This window comes from Micromonospora sp. NPDC085948 (assembly GCF_040686315.1).
In the GTDB taxonomy this organism is placed as follows: domain Bacteria; phylum Actinomycetota; class Actinomycetes; order Mycobacteriales; family Micromonosporaceae; genus Micromonospora.
This window is the reverse complement of record NZ_JBFBJW010000005.1, coordinates 401,800-420,791: the sequence shown is the minus strand read 5'-3', so window position 1 is coordinate 420,791 and position 18,992 is coordinate 401,800. Positions and strand designations below refer to the sequence as shown.

Genomic DNA, 18,992 nt, shown 5'->3' with positions numbered 1-18,992 from the left:
AGGGAGGTGGTACCGCGGTACTACTCCCGGAGCGCCGTTCGACACCCGCACGAGAGCCCTGCCGCGTTGCTCACCCGGTCCGACGGCTGTGTCGCCTGGGCCCTGCCGACCGGTCTGATCACCGGATTAACGGTCGTCTCAGATTCGCTCGGTACGAAGTTGGCCTCAGACAAGCGACGCAACCCGCCAGGAGGCTATTGATGTCAGTCAACGCAGCGCCGCCCAGGGAGGCGCCGGCCGGTCGGTTGGCAGGCCGGTGGGTGCCGTGGTTGGTGATTGGCCTATGGGTGGCGCTGGCGGCGGTGATGGTGCCGTTGAGCGGAAAGTTGAGCTCGGTCACCACCGACAGAGCCGTGGACACCCTGCCGGCCAGCGCCGAGTCCACCAAGGTGGCGATGCTGGAGGACAGTCTCCCCGGCGGCGAGGACAGCACGTTCGTGTTCGTGTACCACCGCGCCGGCGGGATGACCGACGCCGACCGCGCGACGGTCGAGCGCCACCACAACACCCTCGCCGAGCGGTACCCGCCGAAGGTGGCGGCCGGCGAGGACGACGAGGGTCCGGCGACGAGACTCTCCACCGACGGCAAGGCGATGATGTTCACCCTCGACGTGAGCACGACCTACGGCGCACCGGAGGCCATCGTCGGCCCGTTGCGTGACGCCGCGAAGGACCGCCCCACCGGCCTGGAACTCGACGTGACCGGCCCGGCCGCGATCGACGGTGACATGGACGCTGTCTTCGACGGCATCGACCTGCAGGTCTTCCTCACCACCGTCGTCGTCGTCACGCTCTTGCTCATCCTCACCTACCGAAGCCCGGTGTTGTGGTTCATCCCGCTCGTGGTCGTGGGCGCGGCCGCACTGACCGCGATGGCGACCGTCTACCTGCTCGTCAAGGGCTTCGGCATCGTGGTCAACGACCAGAATTCGGCGCTGCTGACGATCCTGGTTTTCGGCGTCGGCACGGACTACGCGCTGTTGCTCATCGCTCGGTATCGGGAGGCACTGCACCACCACGAGAACGTCAGGGTTGCGATGGTCCACGCGCTACGCGGCGCGGCGCCGGCCATCGTCGCGTCCGCGGCCACCGTGATCGCCGGCCTGCTCTGCCTGCTCGTCGCGGACCTGAACAGCACCAGCGGGTTGGGCCCGATCGGCGCGGCCGGCATCCTGTGCGCGCTGGTGGCCATGCTGACGCTGTTCCCGGCGGTGCTCGTGGTGCTCGGCAGGCGGATCTTCTGGCCGGCCATCCCGCGGTTCAGCACGGCTGTGGAGCAGAAGCCGGGGCTGTGGGGACGGCTTGGCACCGCCATCAGCCGCCGACGGTGGGTGGCGACGCTCGGCTCGCTCGGAGTCCTCGGCGTGCTCGCCCTCGGGCTGGGGGGCAATACCGGCGCCCTGCGGGAGCAGGACCAGTTCCTGTCCGCGCCGGAGTCGGTCACCGGCTTCACCGTTCTCCGCCAGCACTTCCCGGAGCTCGGCGGCCAGCCGATGACGATCTTCACGCGGCCGGCGTACCAGGAGCGAGTGCTCGACATCGTCAAGGGCACCCGCGGTGTGGCCATGGCCATCCCGGGCCAGACCAAGGGTGGCTGGGCCGACATCTCCGTGTTCCCGACGGACGCGCCGGACACCGTCGCGGAGTACGACACGATCAAGCGTGTGCGCACCGCTGTGCACGCGGTGAGCGGGGCGGAGGCGATCGTCGGCGGGCCGAGCGCGGAGAACCTCGACACCGAGGTGACCACCAGCCGCGACGAGAAGCGGGTGATCCCGCTGGTGCTCGCCGTCGTCCTGATCGTCCTCGGGCTGCTGCTGCGCGCGATCGTGGCCCCGCTGGTCCTGATGGCCACCGTGGTCGTCTCGTTCGCGGCGGCCTTCGGCGGCAGCGTGTTCGTCTTCGACACGATCCTCGGGTTCGAGGGCATCGACTATTCGGTGCCGCTGCTGGCATTCCTGTTCCTGGTAGCGCTCGGCGTCGACTACAACATCTTCCTGGCCAGCCGGGCCCGGGAGGAAACCGTGCGGCTCGGCACCCGAGAGGGCATGCTCAAAGCCCTCTCCGCCACCGGTGGCGTCATCACCTCGGCGGGGCTGGTCCTGGCGGCCACGTTCGCGGTCCTCGCCACACTCCCGCTGGTGATGCTGATCCAGGTCGGGTTCCTGGTCGCCTTCGGCGTGCTGCTCGACGCCCTGCTGGTGCGGTCGGTCCTGGTGCCCGCCCTCACCCTCCTGATCGGCCGGCGGATCTGGTGGCCGAGCCGGCTGTCCCGTGCAGCGGCAGGGCCACCGATCGGTCGACACACGCTCGCCGGCGAGGAGGAGCCCGCGCTGAAACGGTGAGCGCGGCGGCACGGACGAGATCCGGGACGGGCACCCAGCCCGTCCCGTGTCCTTTCGTGGGTCCGACGGCCGCCGCCCTCCGGTCCTGCGCGACGCACCTGGCCTGGGGTCGCGCACTGTGGTGTCCGGCCCCGAAGGTGAACGGCGCGGGGTCATGCCCGAAGGCGGCCGTCTCTTGTCCTGGGCCGCACCGCCGGGACGGGGTCAACGCGCCGCGGTGTCCTCCCCGGCGGTGCGGCGCGCGATCGGGGCGGGCGGGGCCGCGGCCGGAAGGTCGACACGAAGCAGCGCGCCACCGCGTGTGGAACGGGCGACAGCGGCCCGGCCGCCGTGGGCGTTGACGACCCGCTGCACGATCGACAGCCCCAGACCGGATCCCGGCAACCCCCGGGCGCTGTCGGCACGGTAGAACCGGTCGAACACCCGCGGTACGTCGACTGCGTCGATGCCCGGCCCTGCGTCGTCGACCTCGAGCACCGCCGACGCGCCCTCGGCACGCAGCCGGACCTGGACCGGCTGGTCCGCGGGGGACCACTTGCCGGCATTGTCGATGAGGTTGAGCACCGCCCGCTGGAGCGCAGCGGGACGCCCGCTCACCCACACGGAGGTCACGTCGAGCGCGACCTCGATGTCAGGCACGCGGGAACGCGCCCGGGTCGCGGCGGCCACCACCACGTCGGCGAGGTCGAGCAGCTCGGTGCTCTCGTCGCTGACGTCACCGCGCGCCACCTCGGTCAGCTCGGTAGCAAGGGTGCTCAACTCGGCCACCTGGGCGCCGAGATCGTTGAGCAACCGGGTCCGACTCTCCGCCGAGAGTGCGTTGTCCAGGGTGCCGCGCCGATCGAGCCGGATCAGCAGCTCGACGTTGAGGCGCAGGCTGGTGAGCGGGGTCTTGAGCTCGTGGGCGGCGTCCTCGGCGAGCAGCCGCTGGGCCCGCCGGGAGTCCCGGAGCGCGGCGAGCATCTCGTTGATCGACTGGATCAGCCTCCGGATCTCCCCACCGCCCTCAGCCGGGATGTCGGCGTCGAGAACCCGGGTGTGCGCGACACGTACCGCTGCGGCAGTCAGCCGGTCGATCGGTGCCAGCCCGGCCCGCGCCACGGTCCGCCCGACAAGGGCGCCGCCAACCACGCAGAGCAGCCCGATCACCAACATCCCGAACCCGAACCGGTTGATCGGGCTGTCGTCGGCCACGCGGGCCACCTGGACCGCGCCGTCGCCCGCCCGCAGTGTGTAAATGTGGTAGCCGTCCTCGTCGCTGTCGTTCGTCTCCATCAGGTCGGCCGACGCGCCCTGCGCCACGCGCCCGGCGTGCCCGCTGACCGGAGGCAGCGCGGGTTGGCCGACCGGCGTCCGGGTCGAGCCGTCGGGCAGGATGACCCGTACCAGCCGACCGGACCCGGGATACGGCGGTAGCTGAACCTGCGCCACACCGGCGCGCTCCGCGTCCGTCGCCAGGACGCGGGAGTCGGCGCGTAGCTGACCCTCGGCGGTGTCCCGCAGCTCCCAGTCCAGCAGCTCGCTGGCCACCTGGAAGGCCATGAACACGCTGACCGCGATGGCCGTCGCCGCGATCACCGTCAGCCTGGTCCGCAGGGACCGCCGGCGCCACCATCGGGTCAGCCGGCGCGGTACCCGGCCGGCGGGCCTGCTCACGGAGGAGTCTCGCGCAACGTGTATCCCAGGCCGCGCAGCGTGTAGATCAATCGCGGCTCACCCTCGGCCTCCATCTTGCGGCGCAGGTAGCTCACATACACCTGGAGGTTGTTGGCGGTAGCGCTCATGTCGAAGCCCCAGATCGCCTCGAACAGCGCGTCGCGGGTCAACACCCGGGTCGCGTTGCGCACGAGGACCTCCAGGAGGGAGAACTCGGTCCGGGTCAAGCGCAGCGGGCGCCCGCCACGCCACGCCTCGAACCTGTCGGGATCGACCCGGACATCGGCGAACGACAGGACCTGCGACTCCCCGTCGGCCGGCGTGCGCCGGCGCAGCAGGGCCCGCACCCGGGCCAGCAACTCCTCGGTGGCGAACGGCTTGGGCAGGTAGTCGTCAGCGCCCGCGTCCAGCCCCGCGACCCGGTCGGAGACCTGATCCCGGGCGGTCAGCATCAGCACCGGCAGATCCCGACCCGCCGCCCGCAACCGCCGGCACGTCTCCAACCCGCCGAGGCGAGGCATCATCACGTCGAGGATCAGCAGATCCAGTGCGTCACCGCCGGCCCCACCGACCCCGTCGAGCACGGCGAGACCGTTGGCGACGGTGCTGGTGTCGTAACCCTCGACCTGGAGAACCCGCTCCAGCGACTCACGGATGGCCGCGTCATCATCCGCGATCATGATCCGCACGCCGGCGCGCCCCCTTCCAGTCGATGCTTTGCCGCTCATCCTCCCTGATCAACCTGAAGCCAGGATTAGAACCGTCGCCACTCTCGCCGGCAGCGCGCCCTGCGCCACCGGCTGAGTTGACAGCAGGCCGGCCGACGCGATCAGTCGCCCGAATCGGCCACGGTGTTCCCAGGCACGCGGAGTCAGGTTGGTGCGGGTGAGACCGGGGTGGGCCAGGGCGCTGACGATCGGCGTTCCGGCGGCGCGCAGGCGAGCATCGCATCCTCCGTGGATACCTCTTCGGCGGATCCGAAGTGGAGCGCGTCTGGTGCGCTGACGAATCGGCGCTTTTTACCCGGTCAACGTGCCGTCCGAGCGGGATGGGCAAGCAGATGAGGGGCCAGGCCCACGCGCTGCCGTGGGATCGGCGACGGATGTGCTACGGTAGCCGAGTTGCAGTTTTGATTTCCGTAGACGTTATCCGGCGCCTGATGGGGTATCTGAAACCCATCTAGGCGCTTTTCGTTTTTCGTGTCGATTCGACGCGGGTGATCAACGCGGCGGCGTAAGGGTCCGCACATTGCGGTCTCTGACAGCCTGCGAGGAGCAGACATGACTACAGGTACCGTGAAGTGGTTCAACGCCGACAAGGGCTTCGGCTTCATCAGCCCGGACGACGGCGGCGTCGACGTCTTCGCCCACTTCTCTGCGATCTCGGCAAGCGGCTTCCGCAGCCTCGACGAGAATCAGAAGGTGGAGTTCGACGTCACCCAGGGCCAGAAGGGCCCGCAGGCGGAGAACATCCGCCCGCTCTGATCCACATTCTGTGAGCGGCGGCCCGACTGGTTCAGCGGGCCGCCGTTTGGCGTTTAGCCAACCGACGTTGCTGTGTCTCGGCACTAACGGGGCCGACCGACTGCATCTACTCGATCGACTTCAACAACGATGGCCCCCGTACCCCGACCATATGTTCGAGGTCCTGTTCGTGCTGGCCGTTCTGGTCGCTACCGTGCTGGGAATAGTGGCGGTGCGCAGACAAACTGACGGACTCGAAGGTCCAAGGAACCTCGACGTCGGCGGGCGACCACCGCCGATTTTCACGCACGGCACGGACGGCGCGACAGAGTCGTCGGGGACAAACTGACGGTGCGGCACCCCTCCCCGGAGAGCCCAGTGGGATGTACGGTCCATCGCCATGAGCTATGACCTGATCTTCGTGCCCCGAAGCGACGACCAGTCCTGGGATGACGCGTTGGAGGCGGCCGAGGCGGCCGACACCGACGAGCGTCCAAGCGGCGAGGCTTGGGCCCGACTGGTGGCGGCGGCGCGGCAGGTGCTCGGTGAGGTCTCCGTCTTCGAGGGGGCCCACAACTACGAGCTGACTCACGAGCCGACCGGTATCCAGGTCAGCTACTACGCAGAAGAGGCTGGGATCACGGTTCCCTACTGGTACCGAGGTGGAGATGCCCGGGCGATCGTCACGGCGATGTATCGGATCGGCGAAGCCGTCCAGGCGGTCACGGGCCTACCCGGGTACGACCCCCAGCTGGAGCTACCACTGTCGGATGCCGTCGCGCAGCCGGAGCTTGCCGTCAGGGTCTTCGACGACGTCGCTGCGTCCTTTGCGGAACGAGGAATCTCTAGTCCCAGCAACGGCTGAGTGACTATCTGGGTGACGAAGGGAACGAGCAGCGGTGGACGCCTATGACTCCGGTGGAAGGCTTCCGCAGCTAGGTGCTCATGAGGGCGCAGGTCAGCACGCCCTGTTGGTTGCCTGGGGGTCGGGGCCGGGCGGCGGCGTTCACTCACGGGCGCCGGCCAGCTCCACCGGGCGGGTGCGCAGCGCGCCGGCGGCGGGGAGCACGGAGGCGACCACGGCGACCACCACGCACGCCCCCAGCGTCGCCGCGAGCGTCTGCCAGGGCAGCACCACGCTGGACCAGACCGACAGGGCGGCCAGTGAGCCCCAGATGCCCAGGATGTTGACCGCCGTCACGATCGTGCCGAGCACCGCGCCGACCACCACGACGGTCATCGCCTCCACGGCGACCAGGATGAGGATCTGCCGCTTCGTCGCACCGGCGAGGCGCAGCACCGCGAGGTCGCGTACCCGGTCCGAGGTGGCCATCACCATGGTGTTGCCCAGCGCGATGCCGGTGTAGATCAGCGCGATGCCGAGCACCACCAGGTAGCCGACGCGGGTCTGCCGGCTGTTGCTCGGGTACTCCGACCGGATCCACTCCGCCCGGGTCTGCACACCCGCGGCGGTGGGCTGCAGGGCGGCCCGGACCGCCGCGGTCCCGGCGCTCGCGTCGGTGCCCGCGGCCCAGGTGACCTCCAGCCGGTCCGGCGGAACCCCGGGAGCGTTACGCGGGGTCACGTAGACGCCGTTGTTGCCGGTGCCGGCGGCGATCACGGCCGCGATCCGCAGCGACGTCCTGGTGCCGTCGCCGAGCCACACGTCGACCTGCTCGCCGACGGTGTGCTGCGCCCACTCCTCGTTGACGACGATGCTGCTGTCGTCGAGGTCGGCAATGTCGCCGGCCCGCACCGGCAGCTTGCGCGCCCCGGTGAGCTCGCCCGGGTCGACGGCCTGCGCGTCCGAGCGGATCAGCGCCGTGCCCTCCTCGAGGTGGTAGACGGCGGTGGCGGCGCTGGCCATGACCGTGGCTCCGGGCACCTGGCGGACCTGCGCCACCGTCTGGGCGGCGAAACCCCCGGCGGCGTCGTCGGCCTGCACGATCAGGTCGGCGCGGGTCTGCTCCCGGATCTCGGTCGCCTTCGCCTCGTTGATGGTCGCCGTCGCACCCAGCAGCGAGCCGGCCAGCGCCACGGTCACCAGCACGGGCGCCGCGATCGCCGCGGTGCGCCGCACGCCGGCGGCCGCGTTCTCGCGCACCAGCATGCCGGTGGCGCCGGGCAGTTGGGCCGGGAGCCACGCGAGCAGCCGGGTCAGCGGCCGCACGAGGATCGGCGCGAGCAGCGCCACCGCGGTGATCAGCAGCATCGGCTGGGTGGTGTACGTCTTGCGGTGCAGCGCCTCGCCCGGGTCGGTGAGCAGCCGCCAGACGAGCATGCCGAGCCCGGTGGCGAGCAGGCCGGCCCCGAAGATCCAGCGCCCCAGCGTCATGGCCCTGGTGTCCACCGAGGCCTCCCGCAGCGCCTCGACGGGACGGATGCGCCCCGCCCGCACCGTGGCGACCGTGACCCCGCCGAGCGCGACGAGCAGCCCGGTCCAGAACGCCACGTGGTACGGCCAGGTGTACGCCCCGATGGTGAACCACGGGGGTGCGAGCTGTTCGTCGACGAGCAGGCTCGCGAGCCACGGGGCGCCGTACGAGCCCAGCACACACCCGGCGACCGAGGCGAGCACGCCCACCACCATCGCCTCCATGAACAACATCGAACGCACCTGCCGCGGGGTGGCGCCGGCGGTGCGCATCAGCCCGATCTCGCGGCGCCGCTGGGCGACGGCGAAGGCGAAGGTGGACGCCACCACGAAGACGGACACGAACGTGGTGACGCCGCCCGCGGTGCCCAGCAGGGCGTTCATGGCGATGAGGGCGTCGCGGTCGCGGTCGGGCTCCGGGTCGGCCTTGCGCCGGTCGCTGCCGGTGAGCACCTGGACGTCCGAGCCGGCACCGAGCACCGTACGCACCATCTCGGGCGCCGCCTGCACGACCAGGTGGTCGATGCGCGGCGACAGTTTGGCGGCCTCCGCGTCGGCGAAGAAGATCGCCTCCTCGAAGCGGGCCGGCGCGACCACGCCGGCGACCGTACGCGTGCTCAGCCCGGCCGGGGTACGCACCGGCACCGCCGTGCCGACCAGGGACGCGTCGCCGGGCAGCGCCACCTCGGCGGGCCCGCGGGGCTCGTGCCCGGCGGTCAGCCGGTATCCGCCGAATGCGGCGATCGACCACGGGTGCCCGACGAGGCCGGCGTCGTCGCCGTCGGGTCCGGCCACGCGTACGGGGAACGACCGGTCGGCGACCGTGGGGACCTTCGCGGCGAGCGCCGTGGCGACCTCGGGCGCGACGCCGCGCGGTTGGGCGAGGGGCTGGGTGCGGTCACCGATCGGCGAGGGCACCCGCAGCACGTCGGCGCCACGCACCACGACCGGCGCTCCGGCGAAGCGCTCGGGCTTCTGGTCGGGGGCGTCGAGGGTCGACGCGAGCCCGAGGCCCATCGTGGCGATCAGCGCCACGCCCAGCGCCAGCGCGACGAACGTGCCGACGAGCGTCACCCAGCGGGACCGCAGGGTGCTGAGGGTCACGGTCAGCACGCGACGGTCTCCATCTGGGTCATCCGGGCGGCGACGGCCTCGGCCGTGGGCGCCTCGAGCTCGCCGTTGAGGTGGCCGTCGGCGAGGAAGACGACACGGTCGGCGTACGACGCGGCGACCGGGTCGTGCGTGACCATCACGATGGTCTGCCGCTGCTCGTCCACCATGGACCGCAGCATCGTCAGGACCTCGCGGCTGGTGGTGGAGTCCAGCGCGCCGGTGGGCTCGTCGGCGAAGAGCACCTCGGGCTGGGTGATCAGCGCCCGGGCGATCGCGACGCGCTGCTGCTGGCCGCCGGACATCTCGCCCGGCCGGTGCTTGGCCCGGCCCGCGAGCCCGACCTGGGCCAGTACGTCCTGCACCTGCGAGCGGCCGGGCCGGCGCCCGGCCAGCCGCAACGGAAGCGCCACGTTCTGCTCGGCGGTCAGCGCCGGCAGGAGGTTGAAGGACTGGAACACGAAGCCGATGCGCTCGCGGCGCAGCAGGGTCAGCTTCGTCTCGTTGAGCGTCGTCAGGTCCGTCTCGCCGAGCAGCACCGCGCCGGAGGTCGGCCGGTCCAGGCCGGCCGCGCACTGCAGCAGCGTTGACTTGCCCGATCCGGAGGGACCCATGACGGCGGTGAAGGTGCCCTCGGTGAAGGACAGGGAGAGGTCGTTCAGTGCGGTCACCGCCCCGTCGCCCGCGCCATAGGTGCGGGTGACGTTGCGGAGCCGGATCGCGTCACGGGTCATGGTGCAACCTTGGTGTACGACGAGGCTGCGCACAGCCTCGGGGGAGCGAGTCTCTGGGGTAGTGCCAGCGAAACGGGGAAGGGGCACCCGTGTTGGGAGACGCCGGTGCCCCTTCGTGGATGGAACGGTCAGACCCCTCCGGTCTGGGGTCGGGGCACGTTCAGCGCGGCACCCGGTCGCGGGGTCACCAGTTGGGCGGCGACGCGCGCACAGACGCGTGCGCCGTAGTCGAGACCGTGCTGGTCCGGGTAGCGCACCTGCACCGCGAGTACCCAGTTGTTGGTGATGGCCAGACAGTTGACGTGCCAGTTGCCGTCATAGTCGAGCGAGGTCCAGCCGTTCTTGATGCTGACCGGGTCCTTCTCGAGCATCTCCATCGGTAAGCCGTCGATGATGCCCCACCGGCCACCCTCTCGCGCCTCCTGCTGATCCTTCTTGGCGGTGGTGCCCCAGACGTTGCGCATCTCCTTGAGCAACCAGTCGGTCCATTTGGGACCCGCGGCCTTGCCGCTCTTGACACACTCGCCCATTCGTACCGCGTCTTGGGCGGTCATCTCGGTGAAGCTCCACCAGCCCGCGTAGCCAGGCATGGTGCCCGGCCTCGTCTTGGTCAACCGGCACAGGCTGATCATCCGTCTGATCACCGCTGTGCGACCGCCAGCGTTGTAGAGCGCTTCGGCCGAGTCGTTGGAGCTGTAGCGGATCGCTTGGCTGGCCTGTTTCAGGCGTTCGTTCGAGGGCGTCTTGTTCGCCTCCGCCGTTCGGCGCAGGAAGTCCGCGACGATCCAAACCTTGATCATCGATTCGGTGGAGTTGGTCGACTTGGCACTGTTGGCCGAGCCGGCGGTCTGCCCGCTCTCGCGGTCCAGCAGTGCCCACGCGAAGAAGCCGTCCACCGGCACCGATATCGGTGCGGCGGCCAGGGTCGGCGGCGGTGGCGGGGTCAGCGCGGGCGGCGGGGTGGTGGGGGTGGCGGATGCGGAGTCGGTCGGATCGGGGGTGGTGGCGAGTCTGGCGTACGCGGCAGGGACCAGCAGGACCCCGCCGAAAACGATCGCCGCGACAGCGAACACCATAATCACGCGAGGGCGCATAGAAGGCTCCAGGGGGATGGGCCAGGGGGTGTTGCAGATGGGCGGTACGGGGCGGGCCGCGCCGAAGTGACCCGACCCGCCCCGTACCGTTGTCAGCTGGTCTGGCCGACTTCGTTGACGGTGGCGAGGTCCAGCACGGCTCAGAAGGTGATCTTCGCGGCGCTGCTCGGCAGGCCGGCGGAGGAGCCGATGAAGAGGTGGTCGGCCTCCTCGGCCGGTAGGTGCATCGAGTGGGTCACCCGACCGGTCAGGTCGACCACGAGCAGGCGGTCGTACTCGTCATCACCTGGTCCGAGGGCTGGGGCGGGCTGGTCCGATGCCGGTATCCCGCCCGCGTCGTGGTAGACGCGGATCAGCAGGTGCTGGTCGTCCGTCCAGCCGATCAGGCTGCCGGCAAGGGGCACCTTGACGCTGTGCTGGACCGCCCCGGTGACCGGATCGACCACCGTGACCGAGGTCTGCCGCACCCCATCGGAGTACGGCGACAGCGCCAGTTGCCCGCCGTCCGGAAAGAAGCTGACGTCGTCCAGCTGGCCGCCGCTGACGGGAACGGTACGCACCACTTTGCCAGCCAGGTCGTAGATGCGGATCCCGGTCACCGTGGGCTCATCGAGAGATTTGGAGAGCGTCAGCGCGAGCCCGTTACTGTCCGGCGTCCAGATCAGGCCGGTGGCCTGGTCGTTCTGCTCGGCCAGGTCGGGCAGTGGGACGAACGTTGTCGTGAGCGTCTCCGAATCCACCAGCACGAAGCCGGGCGTACCCGTGCGCGGCAGGTGGGTGAAGAGGATGCGCTGCCCGTCCGGCGACCAGCGCCCGTCGGTCGAATAGCCGGGGAAGTGGGCGTGGCTGGTTCTGCCGAGTTCGGCGATCCACCGTACGTTCCCGCTGGTCCGGTCAAGTACGCCCGCCCGGGTGGGATAGCGCTGACTGTTGTCGCCCGTCGCGACCAGCACCTGGCTGCCGTCCGGGGATGGCATGGCATACCGGTACGGCACCCGGTCGTACCGGCCGGTCTTCGCGTTCAGTAGGAGCGAGTACAGAAAGTTCGGGCTCGGATCATCGATTTTCGGATCGCGGATGCCGCTGTACGCGGTCACCACGAGTGGCCTCAGCCCGTTATCGGCGAACTGGTCGCCGGCCGTACCGCTGATCGGGGCGACGACGGCGACCACGCCGATCAGCGCGGCGCAGATCGCCGCGGCGAAGCCACCGCCGACGGCCTGCCGGGTGACCCGTTGCCGGCGGGCGCTGACCAGTGCGGCCTGGGCCAGCCCGACCGGCGCCGGCGCGGTCTCGGCCAGTTCCTCGAATGCGGTCCGGAGCGCTCTGGTGAGGTGCTGGTTCATCGGTCTACCGCCTCCTTCGTGGCGAGGATGTCGAGCCTGGGACAGAGTTCGCGCAGCCGGGCGAGAGCCCGTGCGGCCTGGCTGCGTACCGTGGATTGGGTGCAGCCCAGAATCTCCGCGATCTCGCTGTCCGGCCGGTCTTCGAAGTAGCGCAGCACAAGCACCGCCCGGTGTTTGGGCGCGAGCTGCGCCAACGCCTGCCTGAGCGCCAGGTTGAGGTCGACGGTGGCGGTGGCGTCGCCCGTCGTCGCGACCTCCGGCACCTGTTCAGCGCTGACCTCGCGCCCCCGGCGGAGGCTGCGCCACCAACTCGTCTGCTGGCGGTACAGCGCGGTGCGCAGGTACGCCTCTGGGTTTCCGGTGCGGATCCGCCCCCAGTGTCGGGCGCCCTTGGTCAGTACCGTCTGGAGTAGATCCTCGGCCTGCTGACGGTGCCCAGTCAGGGCGAGCGCGGTCCGGAACAGGGCGTGCGAGCGGGCCGCGACGAAATCGCTGAACTCCCGGTCGAGGTCAGCGTCCATGGGTGTACCTATCCCTCATACCGATAACAACGCCAGCCCCGCGGTGGCTGCTGCTTTGCCGGCCAAGACAGCGCCGCCTGCCCTCGGACGAGCACGATCTCAGACCCGAATCCGGGCCGGGTGGCTGGCACACAGGTTCACGCCCGCGATCGTTGCAGTGGGACGCTTCTGGGGTGGCGACGGCGGCGGTGCGCCCCGGGGACATGGCTTTGTCGACGCTGTGAGCAGCCTTACCACTGATCTCGTCCGTGCTGGCAACCGTCCCTGACACGTACGTCCTACTGTCGTGGGATGAGTTCTGCCGCTCGTCCTCCCTTGCCGCCCGACGTCGACCCGCACCTGTGGTTCGACACTGAGCAATGCGGACGGCACTACCTTCTCGATGGCAACCCGCACACCGGCGCCGGCCGCATGGACGCCTACTGCGCGGAGCGCGGCATTCGTACCCGGGTGTCGAAGGGGGAGATCGGCGACTGCTCCGAGCAGACCCGGTACTTCGTACGCGGGTTCCTGTCCGGCAGTGAGCTGGCCCCGCCGGAGTCGCGCGACGGCACCGATGCGGCCTATCTCGCCTGGCGCGAGGCGGCTGCTCGTTTCCGAGACACCGGTTCCTGGGTCGACGTCGACGCTGCCGGTGACATCGCTACCGCCCCAGCGGAGGAAACCGAGGCGGAGGAACTCCCCGACGAACTGCGGGCCTTGGTCCGAGAAGAGGCGACGGTACGGGTGGCGCTCGTGGTCGACGTGCCGGACAGTGCTGCGGACCGCGCCGTGGAGGTGGCCACGACACTCGCCGGACGGGTCGGCAGGCGGACCTGTGACAGCCCCGGCCCCGTCGAGGTCAGTGGGCCGGTGTCGATCACCCGGGTGTACGCGCTGGTCGGTGTCACCGGACATCGCCCCTGGGTGGCGGTGCAGACGGCGATGACAGCACTGGGCCGCAGCGGCTGGTCTCCCGCGACCGCGGTCGAGGGCGAGCAGTACGTAACAGCGGAGTTCCAGGCGCACCGCAAGCTCAACCGAGGGCTCGACGCGCTGGGAGTGAGCGCGGTGGAAATCCACGCCGGGTATGGACTGGGCCACGACCCGTCGCGCACGCCGGACAGTCGGTGGCAGGGCGAGTGACGACGGCGGTCAGCCCACTACTGGGCGGTCAGGCGGATTGCCGGTGGCGGCCGAGTGACAGGACCAGGCCGACGGTGGCCAGGGCGATTCCGGCGACGGCGGTGTAGGTGGGGAGATCGGCGGGGACGCCGAGGTGAACGGTGATGCCGAGGATGCGGGACAGGCCCCAGGGCAACAGCGCGAGCTGGTCGTTCCACACCGTCAGCGCGCGTTCCAGGCCCACGACCGAGACCAGGGCGGACAGCACGCCGAGGGGCACACCCGCGGCGGTGAGGGTCAGCCCGACGGCGCTTCGGCGGCGCAGGCCGTACCGGTCCCGCAGGACCACGGCGACGACCACGAACAGCCAGCAGAATGCCGCGAACGCGACGGTGACGTACGACGCCCGCAGACTCGGCGCCGTCCAGAAGGCGAACCAGTAACCGCCCGGTCCGCGCCCGGCGAGCGCCCCCAGCAGCAGTACGCTGCGCAGCAGCGCGACGCCGCCGATGACGGCCCACAGGTGGAACGGATCCCGGCGACCGACGACGAGGCGTACGACGAGGGCGAACAGCGCCCACCCACCGAGGGTGACCAGCAGGTGCGCCGGCGCGGCGAACCAGGTCAACACGAGCCGGCTCGCCAACAGCACCACCGCCGGGACGAGCCACACCAACACCCGGTCCGCCCGCGTCGTGGGCGTCGGCAGCGCGGCGACCCGCCACGGCCGGAGCGCGCCGAGCAGCAACCCGCGCGCGGCGGCTGCCCCGAATCCACGCCCGTACCGGCCGAGCAGCACCATCAGCAGGATCGACCCGAGTATCGCCCGGGCCGCCCAGGCCATCGCCGGGTCCCGGTCGGCGCGCCGCGCCCCGAGGTCGGCGGCGGTGAAGTTGTACGCGGGCAGGTCCAGGTCGGCGCCGTAGCGCTGCCGGTGCGCGTCGCGCGCGTCCTGGTACTCCGCAGCGGCCAGTTGCCAGTCGTGGCGGGCGGCCGAGGCACCCGTGTCCAGCCACTGCGCGTGTCGCAGCACCATGGTGCGGTACGCGCTCAGCGTCTCGAACAGGTCGACCTGGTAGTCGAGTGTCGCGGCGAAGCGCCCGCGCAGGTCGGGGTCCCGCCAGGTCGCCGGTTCGGTGGCGGCGACCAGGTCGCGCATGCGCCGGGCCAGCGCGACGGCCTGGGTGCCCTCCTCGATCGCCTCGTCGACGCGGCCGCCGGTCACCGCGTAGATGCTGTCCAACGCGGCGGAGTCGCCGGTCACGATGTCCCACTCGAAGATCCACATCATGGGTGGCGGTTCCAGCCCGAGCGCCCGCACCGACCGGTCGGCGTACGGACCGATGTAGAGGCCGCTGGTAACCGCCTGTCGGGACAGCGCCATGGCCTGCCCGATCGCGGCGACGGTGGCCGGGTCGTCGGAGAACGTGCGGTACGCCCAGTCCGCCGTGACCTGCGCCGGGTCGACGTCCGGGTCCCAGGCCAGCCGGCCGACGGCGTACGTGTTGAGGTCGTAGAGCTGCCAGAACCCCGTGCGCAGGTACAGCGACATGGGTCCGGCGCGCAACGGCCCGCCGTCCTGGGTCCAGTTCCAGACGCCCTCGACGTTCGGGTTGGCGGCAAGGAACGCGCGCAGGGCCTGGCGGTGCAGCGGGCCGAGGTCGTTGGGCAGCGAGCCGAACGCCTCGAACTCGCGCCGGGCCTGGAACTCCACGATGCGGCGATGCCCGCCAGCCAGCAGGGTGGTGTTCAGCGGCAGATGGCTGTAGAAATCGCCAAGGGTGTACTTCGTGGACACGATCAGATGCGGATCATCGAGCCCGCCGAGGACCTGCGCGTACGACACCGGGTTGGTGTGCAGGTCGCCGACGGCGCCGACGCCCACCGTCCACGTCCGGAAGATGATCTCCCTCCCGGCTCGGCCCGCGGTGTCCAACAGCGCCCGCAGCATCGCGCGCACGGACGCTTCGGTGGTGACCGCGAGCCGCGACGAGTAGTCCCAGCCGGTCCCGGCGTACACCTCGCCGCCCTCACCGACGCGGACCATCAGGCCGTCGACGAACGGCATGCTCTCGAACAGCTCGGCCAGACCGGCCTGGTAGACCGCCCACAGCCGGGGGTCGGCCGCGTCCAGGCCGCCGACGGTCCGCGTCAGGTATGCCTCCAGCGGGGGCGACACCGCGAGCATGTCGGTCAGCAGGTAGACCCGCACGCCCATGTCCTCGGCGTACCGGAAGACGGGGCCGAACGCCGCGACCATCGCCCGTGCGCGCTCGACGTGCGGGTCGCCGGGCGGGTAGACCGCGCGCCCGTCGCCGACCTTCACGAACGTGACGTACTCCAGGAAGCCGGGCGCGACGATTCCGTTGAATCCCTGCGCCACCGAGTGGTCGACGAACTGCCGAAACTGCGCGTCGATGCGGGCCACCGCGCCAGCGTCCACCCACGGCGCGCCAGGCAGCACCGCCGACCCGACCACGTCGGTGTTCAGGCCATAGTCGTCACCGGCGGCGAAGACGGCCGGGTCGGGCTCACGCCCCACCGAACCCGCGTCGGTCAGCCGCAGGCCGAGCCGGGGGATGACCACCCGACCCACGTCCGCCGCGGGGAGCGCCTCGACACCGGAGCGGATCCGGTCGGCCAGCCGGTACATCCCGGCTGCCACGCCCGCGACGTCGCCGCCCTGGACGGCCAGCTCGGCGCCGCGCACGTCGAGCCGGTACGACTCGGGCGTCCCGCTGAGGGTGGCCAGCACGCCCGCCCGCAGCGTGCTCACCGCCGACAGGTCCGGGGCCGCGACGCGCGCCGTGCCGGTGCCCGGCGCGGTCGTCGCGGACCTCGCCGGGCTCGACGCGGCCGGGACGAGCACCGGCCGGGGCAGGCCGCGGACGACGACCGCGTCGGCGACGGCGGCTGCGGCCTTCCTGAGACGCGGCTCGTCGGGCACGACGAGGGACGCCAACGGCGGGACCGGCGCGGGCTTCCGCGCCGGCGCGGCGACAGCGTTCTCGTGCGGCACGTCGGCGGGGGTGTGGCTCAGCCCCAACGTGTCGCCGACGCCCCAGGCCGTGGCCGCGCCGAGCGCCACCAGGACCACTGCGGCGACAAGCAGCGGATACGGCCTGCGGACCTGGACAACATGAGCCACGCTCGCATGGTAGTGGCCCCGCCGGCGTCAGTCCTCGACGTACGAAAGCAGGCGGCGAGCGCCGTCGGCTACCGCGAACTCCTCGTACAGCGGGTGGCCGGGTGATACCCACGCCGAGGCGACCCAGATGCCATCCGGACATCTTGCGGAGAGCGGGCCGACCACCGTGGTGTCTACGCTGCCCGGGTGAGCTACGACCTGTACTTCTGGCCGTCTGGGGCTGCCGATGACCCTCGCCGGCTGGCGGACAGGCTCGCGGATGAGAAGGCCGGTGGTCTGGTGCCGGACGAACGCGTTCTGGCTTTTCGCACCGAACTCTTACGTCGATGGCCGGACCTCGCCGACATGATTGCGCCATGGCACAGCGATGTGGGCTGGCGGCAGCCATGGGGCGACACAGGGCTCGCCGATCGATTCGTCGGCCTGACCCTGCCCTACGGCTGGGAAGACTTGAGTGCGCTGCCTGTTCTGGCCGGATCGTTCGGCCTCGACTCGTACGATCCGCAATCGGAACGGTTGGTGCCGCCCGGATCGCTGCCACCGCACAGGGCAGTCCGCGACGACGTGGCGCAGGTCGAGGGATGGGTGACCGAGGAGAACGTCGTTCGGTTGCTCAGGCAGATCAGCGTCTACGTCGGGTATGCGTACGACGATCTGGACGAGGCGGCGCTGGTCGGCGCACTCGATGACACCGACGACGACGCAGCCGACGGCTGGTTCGAGTACCCGCTGGCAGGCACGCCCATGCTGGTAGTTCGGCTGGCGCTGTCACCCGGCAGCACAGTGGTCAGTGTCCGCGTGGAGGGCGCCATGGATCTGGTACTGGCTACACGGATAGAGACGGCGCTGGACCTGCTGTAGCCACTCCCAGGAACAGCAAGCTGTGCGTGTCGGGATCTGCCGCACCCTCTCCCGTAGAGTGCCTGCGTGCCGGACGATGCCAACGCCCTGCGCCTTCGCTGGGCGATGCTTGGGGCGCCCTTGGCGACGGTCCTCATGCTTGGCGTGGTCGTCGTGGCCGGGACGGCCAGGGGTAGTGATCCGGACGTGTGGATGCGTCCGGTGGTGCTGGCTCCGCCCGAGCCTTGCGGCGGCGGTGCGCCACTTCGCACCTGCGGTGGACATCGTTGACATGGGCTGAGGGTTCGTCGCCAAGTGAACGCAGGCCTCAGGCTGGGAGTGGTCAGAGCGCGTCTGTGGTTGGCGACTATGCGTGGCAGGATGCGCCCGTGCGTCCGCGGCTGTTCCTCCTGTCTGCTGCGGCTCTGTGTGCCGCCGTCCATGTGGCAGGCGTCCTGACCGCCCGTCCGGTCTGGCGCTACGCGGAGCTGTTGAGCGTCGGTTTCCTCCTTGCTTGCGCCGTGGTCAGCCGATCGCCGACTTCGCGCTGGCCGCTGGGGGTAGCCCTCGCGGTCCTGCTCGTGGACGCGGTCCGGACGATGCCGGCCGCTGGGGACAGCGATGGCGACGGCTGGAAGGTGCTCGTGCCCGGCTCGGCCCGGGAGGCACCATCCGCCTTCGAGTCGGGGCTCGCCCTCTGTTGGCCTTCGTTGGTCGCGGTGGTGGTGCTGCTCGTTGCGTGGCGCCGCAGTGGCTGGCATCGGCAAACCGCGGTGCCCGCTGGTGTGCTGGCAGCGCTGATCGCCGGCTATGCGGCCTTCCGTATCGTCAGTATCTGGCGTGCCGTTGCTGCTGAACCTCGGCGAACGGCCGGCACCGAGGTGGCCGATCTGGTGATGGCCGTGAGCATGGCGGTCCTGCCGCCCCTGGTCCTCGGGATTACCGCGCTGGCGCTCGCCTCGGCGCTCGCCGGCCACGGTCGACGGCTCGCCTCGATGGGCGCGACGGTGCTGGCCCTCGTGGCGCTGCCGCTGATGGACACAAGCGTTGGCAGGGTCGCGATGCCCCTGTCGGTAGGCAGTGACAGCGGCTTGTTCGCCTGGGCGGGCATCACGCCCACCCTGTCCATGCCGCAACCGATGCTGGCGCTGACGGTGGCGGTCGAACTGACCGCGTACCTGCTGCTGGTCGCCGGCCTTACTGATTCACCCGATCCGGTGGATGCGTCGCCGGCTGAGGCTTGAGAGCGTCGGCGTT

At 70.6% G+C, this 18,992-nt stretch carries 14 protein-coding genes; 6 read left to right on the top strand and 8 right to left on the bottom strand.

Features of this window, described 5'->3' with window-relative positions:
* Positions 1-200 precede the first annotated feature (200 nt).
* On the top strand, positions 201-2,345 hold the full coding sequence (locus tag AB0O48_RS16885) for an MMPL family transporter (protein WP_365066491.1): 2,145 nt from the start codon (positions 201-203) through the stop codon (positions 2,343-2,345).
* A gap of 204 nt (positions 2,346-2,549) precedes the next feature.
* On the opposite strand, the gene AB0O48_RS16880 is transcribed toward AB0O48_RS16885, so the two are convergent.
* Positions 2,550-3,923, bottom strand: a complete 1,374-nt coding sequence (locus AB0O48_RS16880; protein WP_357570437.1) for an ATP-binding protein — start codon at positions 3,921-3,923, stop codon at positions 2,550-2,552.
* 74 nt (positions 3,924-3,997) lie between these two features.
* Positions 3,998-4,690: a response regulator transcription factor gene (locus AB0O48_RS16875; RefSeq protein ID WP_357240316.1), complete on the bottom strand. Its 693-nt coding sequence runs from the start codon at positions 4,688-4,690 to the stop codon at positions 3,998-4,000.
* 591 nt (positions 4,691-5,281) lie between these two features.
* Between AB0O48_RS16875 and AB0O48_RS16870 the strand changes: the two genes are divergently transcribed.
* Both AB0O48_RS16870 and AB0O48_RS16865 read left to right on the top strand, forming a co-directional pair.
* Positions 5,282-5,485, top strand: coding sequence for a cold-shock protein (locus AB0O48_RS16870; protein WP_357240313.1), 204 nt, complete (start codon positions 5,282-5,284; stop codon positions 5,483-5,485).
* 379 nt (positions 5,486-5,864) lie between these two features.
* Positions 5,865-6,329, top strand: coding sequence for a hypothetical protein (locus AB0O48_RS16865; protein ID WP_357570436.1), 465 nt, complete (start codon positions 5,865-5,867; stop codon positions 6,327-6,329).
* A gap of 141 nt (positions 6,330-6,470) precedes the next feature.
* Here AB0O48_RS16865 and AB0O48_RS16860 read toward each other — a convergent pair whose 3' ends face one another.
* The 5 genes from AB0O48_RS16860 to AB0O48_RS16840 form a co-directional block, all read right to left on the bottom strand.
* A complete protein-coding gene (locus AB0O48_RS16860) occupies positions 6,471-8,951 on the bottom strand; it encodes an FtsX-like permease family protein (protein ID WP_365066485.1) in 2,481 nt (826 codons plus the stop codon).
* The gene (locus tag AB0O48_RS16855) at positions 8,945-9,682 is read right to left on the bottom strand and encodes an ABC transporter ATP-binding protein (RefSeq protein WP_365066482.1); all 738 of its coding nucleotides are present in this window, start codon (positions 9,680-9,682) and stop codon (positions 8,945-8,947) included. The genes AB0O48_RS16860 and AB0O48_RS16855 overlap by 7 nt, the downstream gene beginning before the upstream one ends.
* 128 nt (positions 9,683-9,810) lie before the next feature.
* The gene (locus AB0O48_RS16850) at positions 9,811-10,776 is read right to left on the bottom strand and encodes a hypothetical protein (protein ID WP_357240301.1); all 966 of its coding nucleotides are present in this window, start codon (positions 10,774-10,776) and stop codon (positions 9,811-9,813) included.
* A 140-nt stretch (positions 10,777-10,916) separates the two neighbouring features.
* Positions 10,917-12,122 (bottom strand): hypothetical protein, encoded by a 1,206-nt coding sequence (locus AB0O48_RS16845; protein WP_365066478.1) that lies wholly within the window; start codon positions 12,120-12,122, stop codon positions 10,917-10,919.
* Positions 12,119-12,643: a SigE family RNA polymerase sigma factor gene (locus AB0O48_RS16840; protein WP_357240295.1), complete on the bottom strand. Its 525-nt coding sequence runs from the start codon at positions 12,641-12,643 to the stop codon at positions 12,119-12,121. Before AB0O48_RS16840 ends, AB0O48_RS16845 begins: the two co-directional genes overlap by 4 nt.
* A gap of 291 nt (positions 12,644-12,934) precedes the next feature.
* Here AB0O48_RS16840 and AB0O48_RS16835 point away from each other — a divergent pair, with 291 nt between their 5' ends.
* Positions 12,935-13,768 carry a hypothetical protein gene (locus AB0O48_RS16835; protein WP_365066474.1) on the top strand — a complete coding sequence of 278 codons (834 nt, stop codon included), beginning with the start codon at positions 12,935-12,937 and terminating at the stop codon, positions 13,766-13,768.
* A 28-nt stretch (positions 13,769-13,796) separates the two neighbouring features.
* On the opposite strand, the gene AB0O48_RS16830 is transcribed toward AB0O48_RS16835, so the two are convergent.
* Positions 13,797-16,895, bottom strand: a complete 3,099-nt coding sequence (locus AB0O48_RS16830) for a hypothetical protein (protein ID WP_365066471.1) — start codon at positions 16,893-16,895, stop codon at positions 13,797-13,799.
* Positions 16,896-17,081: 186 nt separating this feature from the next.
* Between AB0O48_RS16830 and AB0O48_RS16825 the strand changes: the two genes are divergently transcribed.
* Entirely contained in the window at positions 17,082-17,756 is a 675-nt protein-coding gene (locus AB0O48_RS16825; protein ID WP_357240286.1) for a hypothetical protein, read from the top strand.
* 368 nt (positions 17,757-18,124) lie between these two features.
* Positions 18,125-18,979, top strand: coding sequence for a hypothetical protein (locus tag AB0O48_RS16820; protein WP_365066467.1), 855 nt, complete (start codon positions 18,125-18,127; stop codon positions 18,977-18,979).
* Positions 18,980-18,992 lie beyond the last annotated feature (13 nt).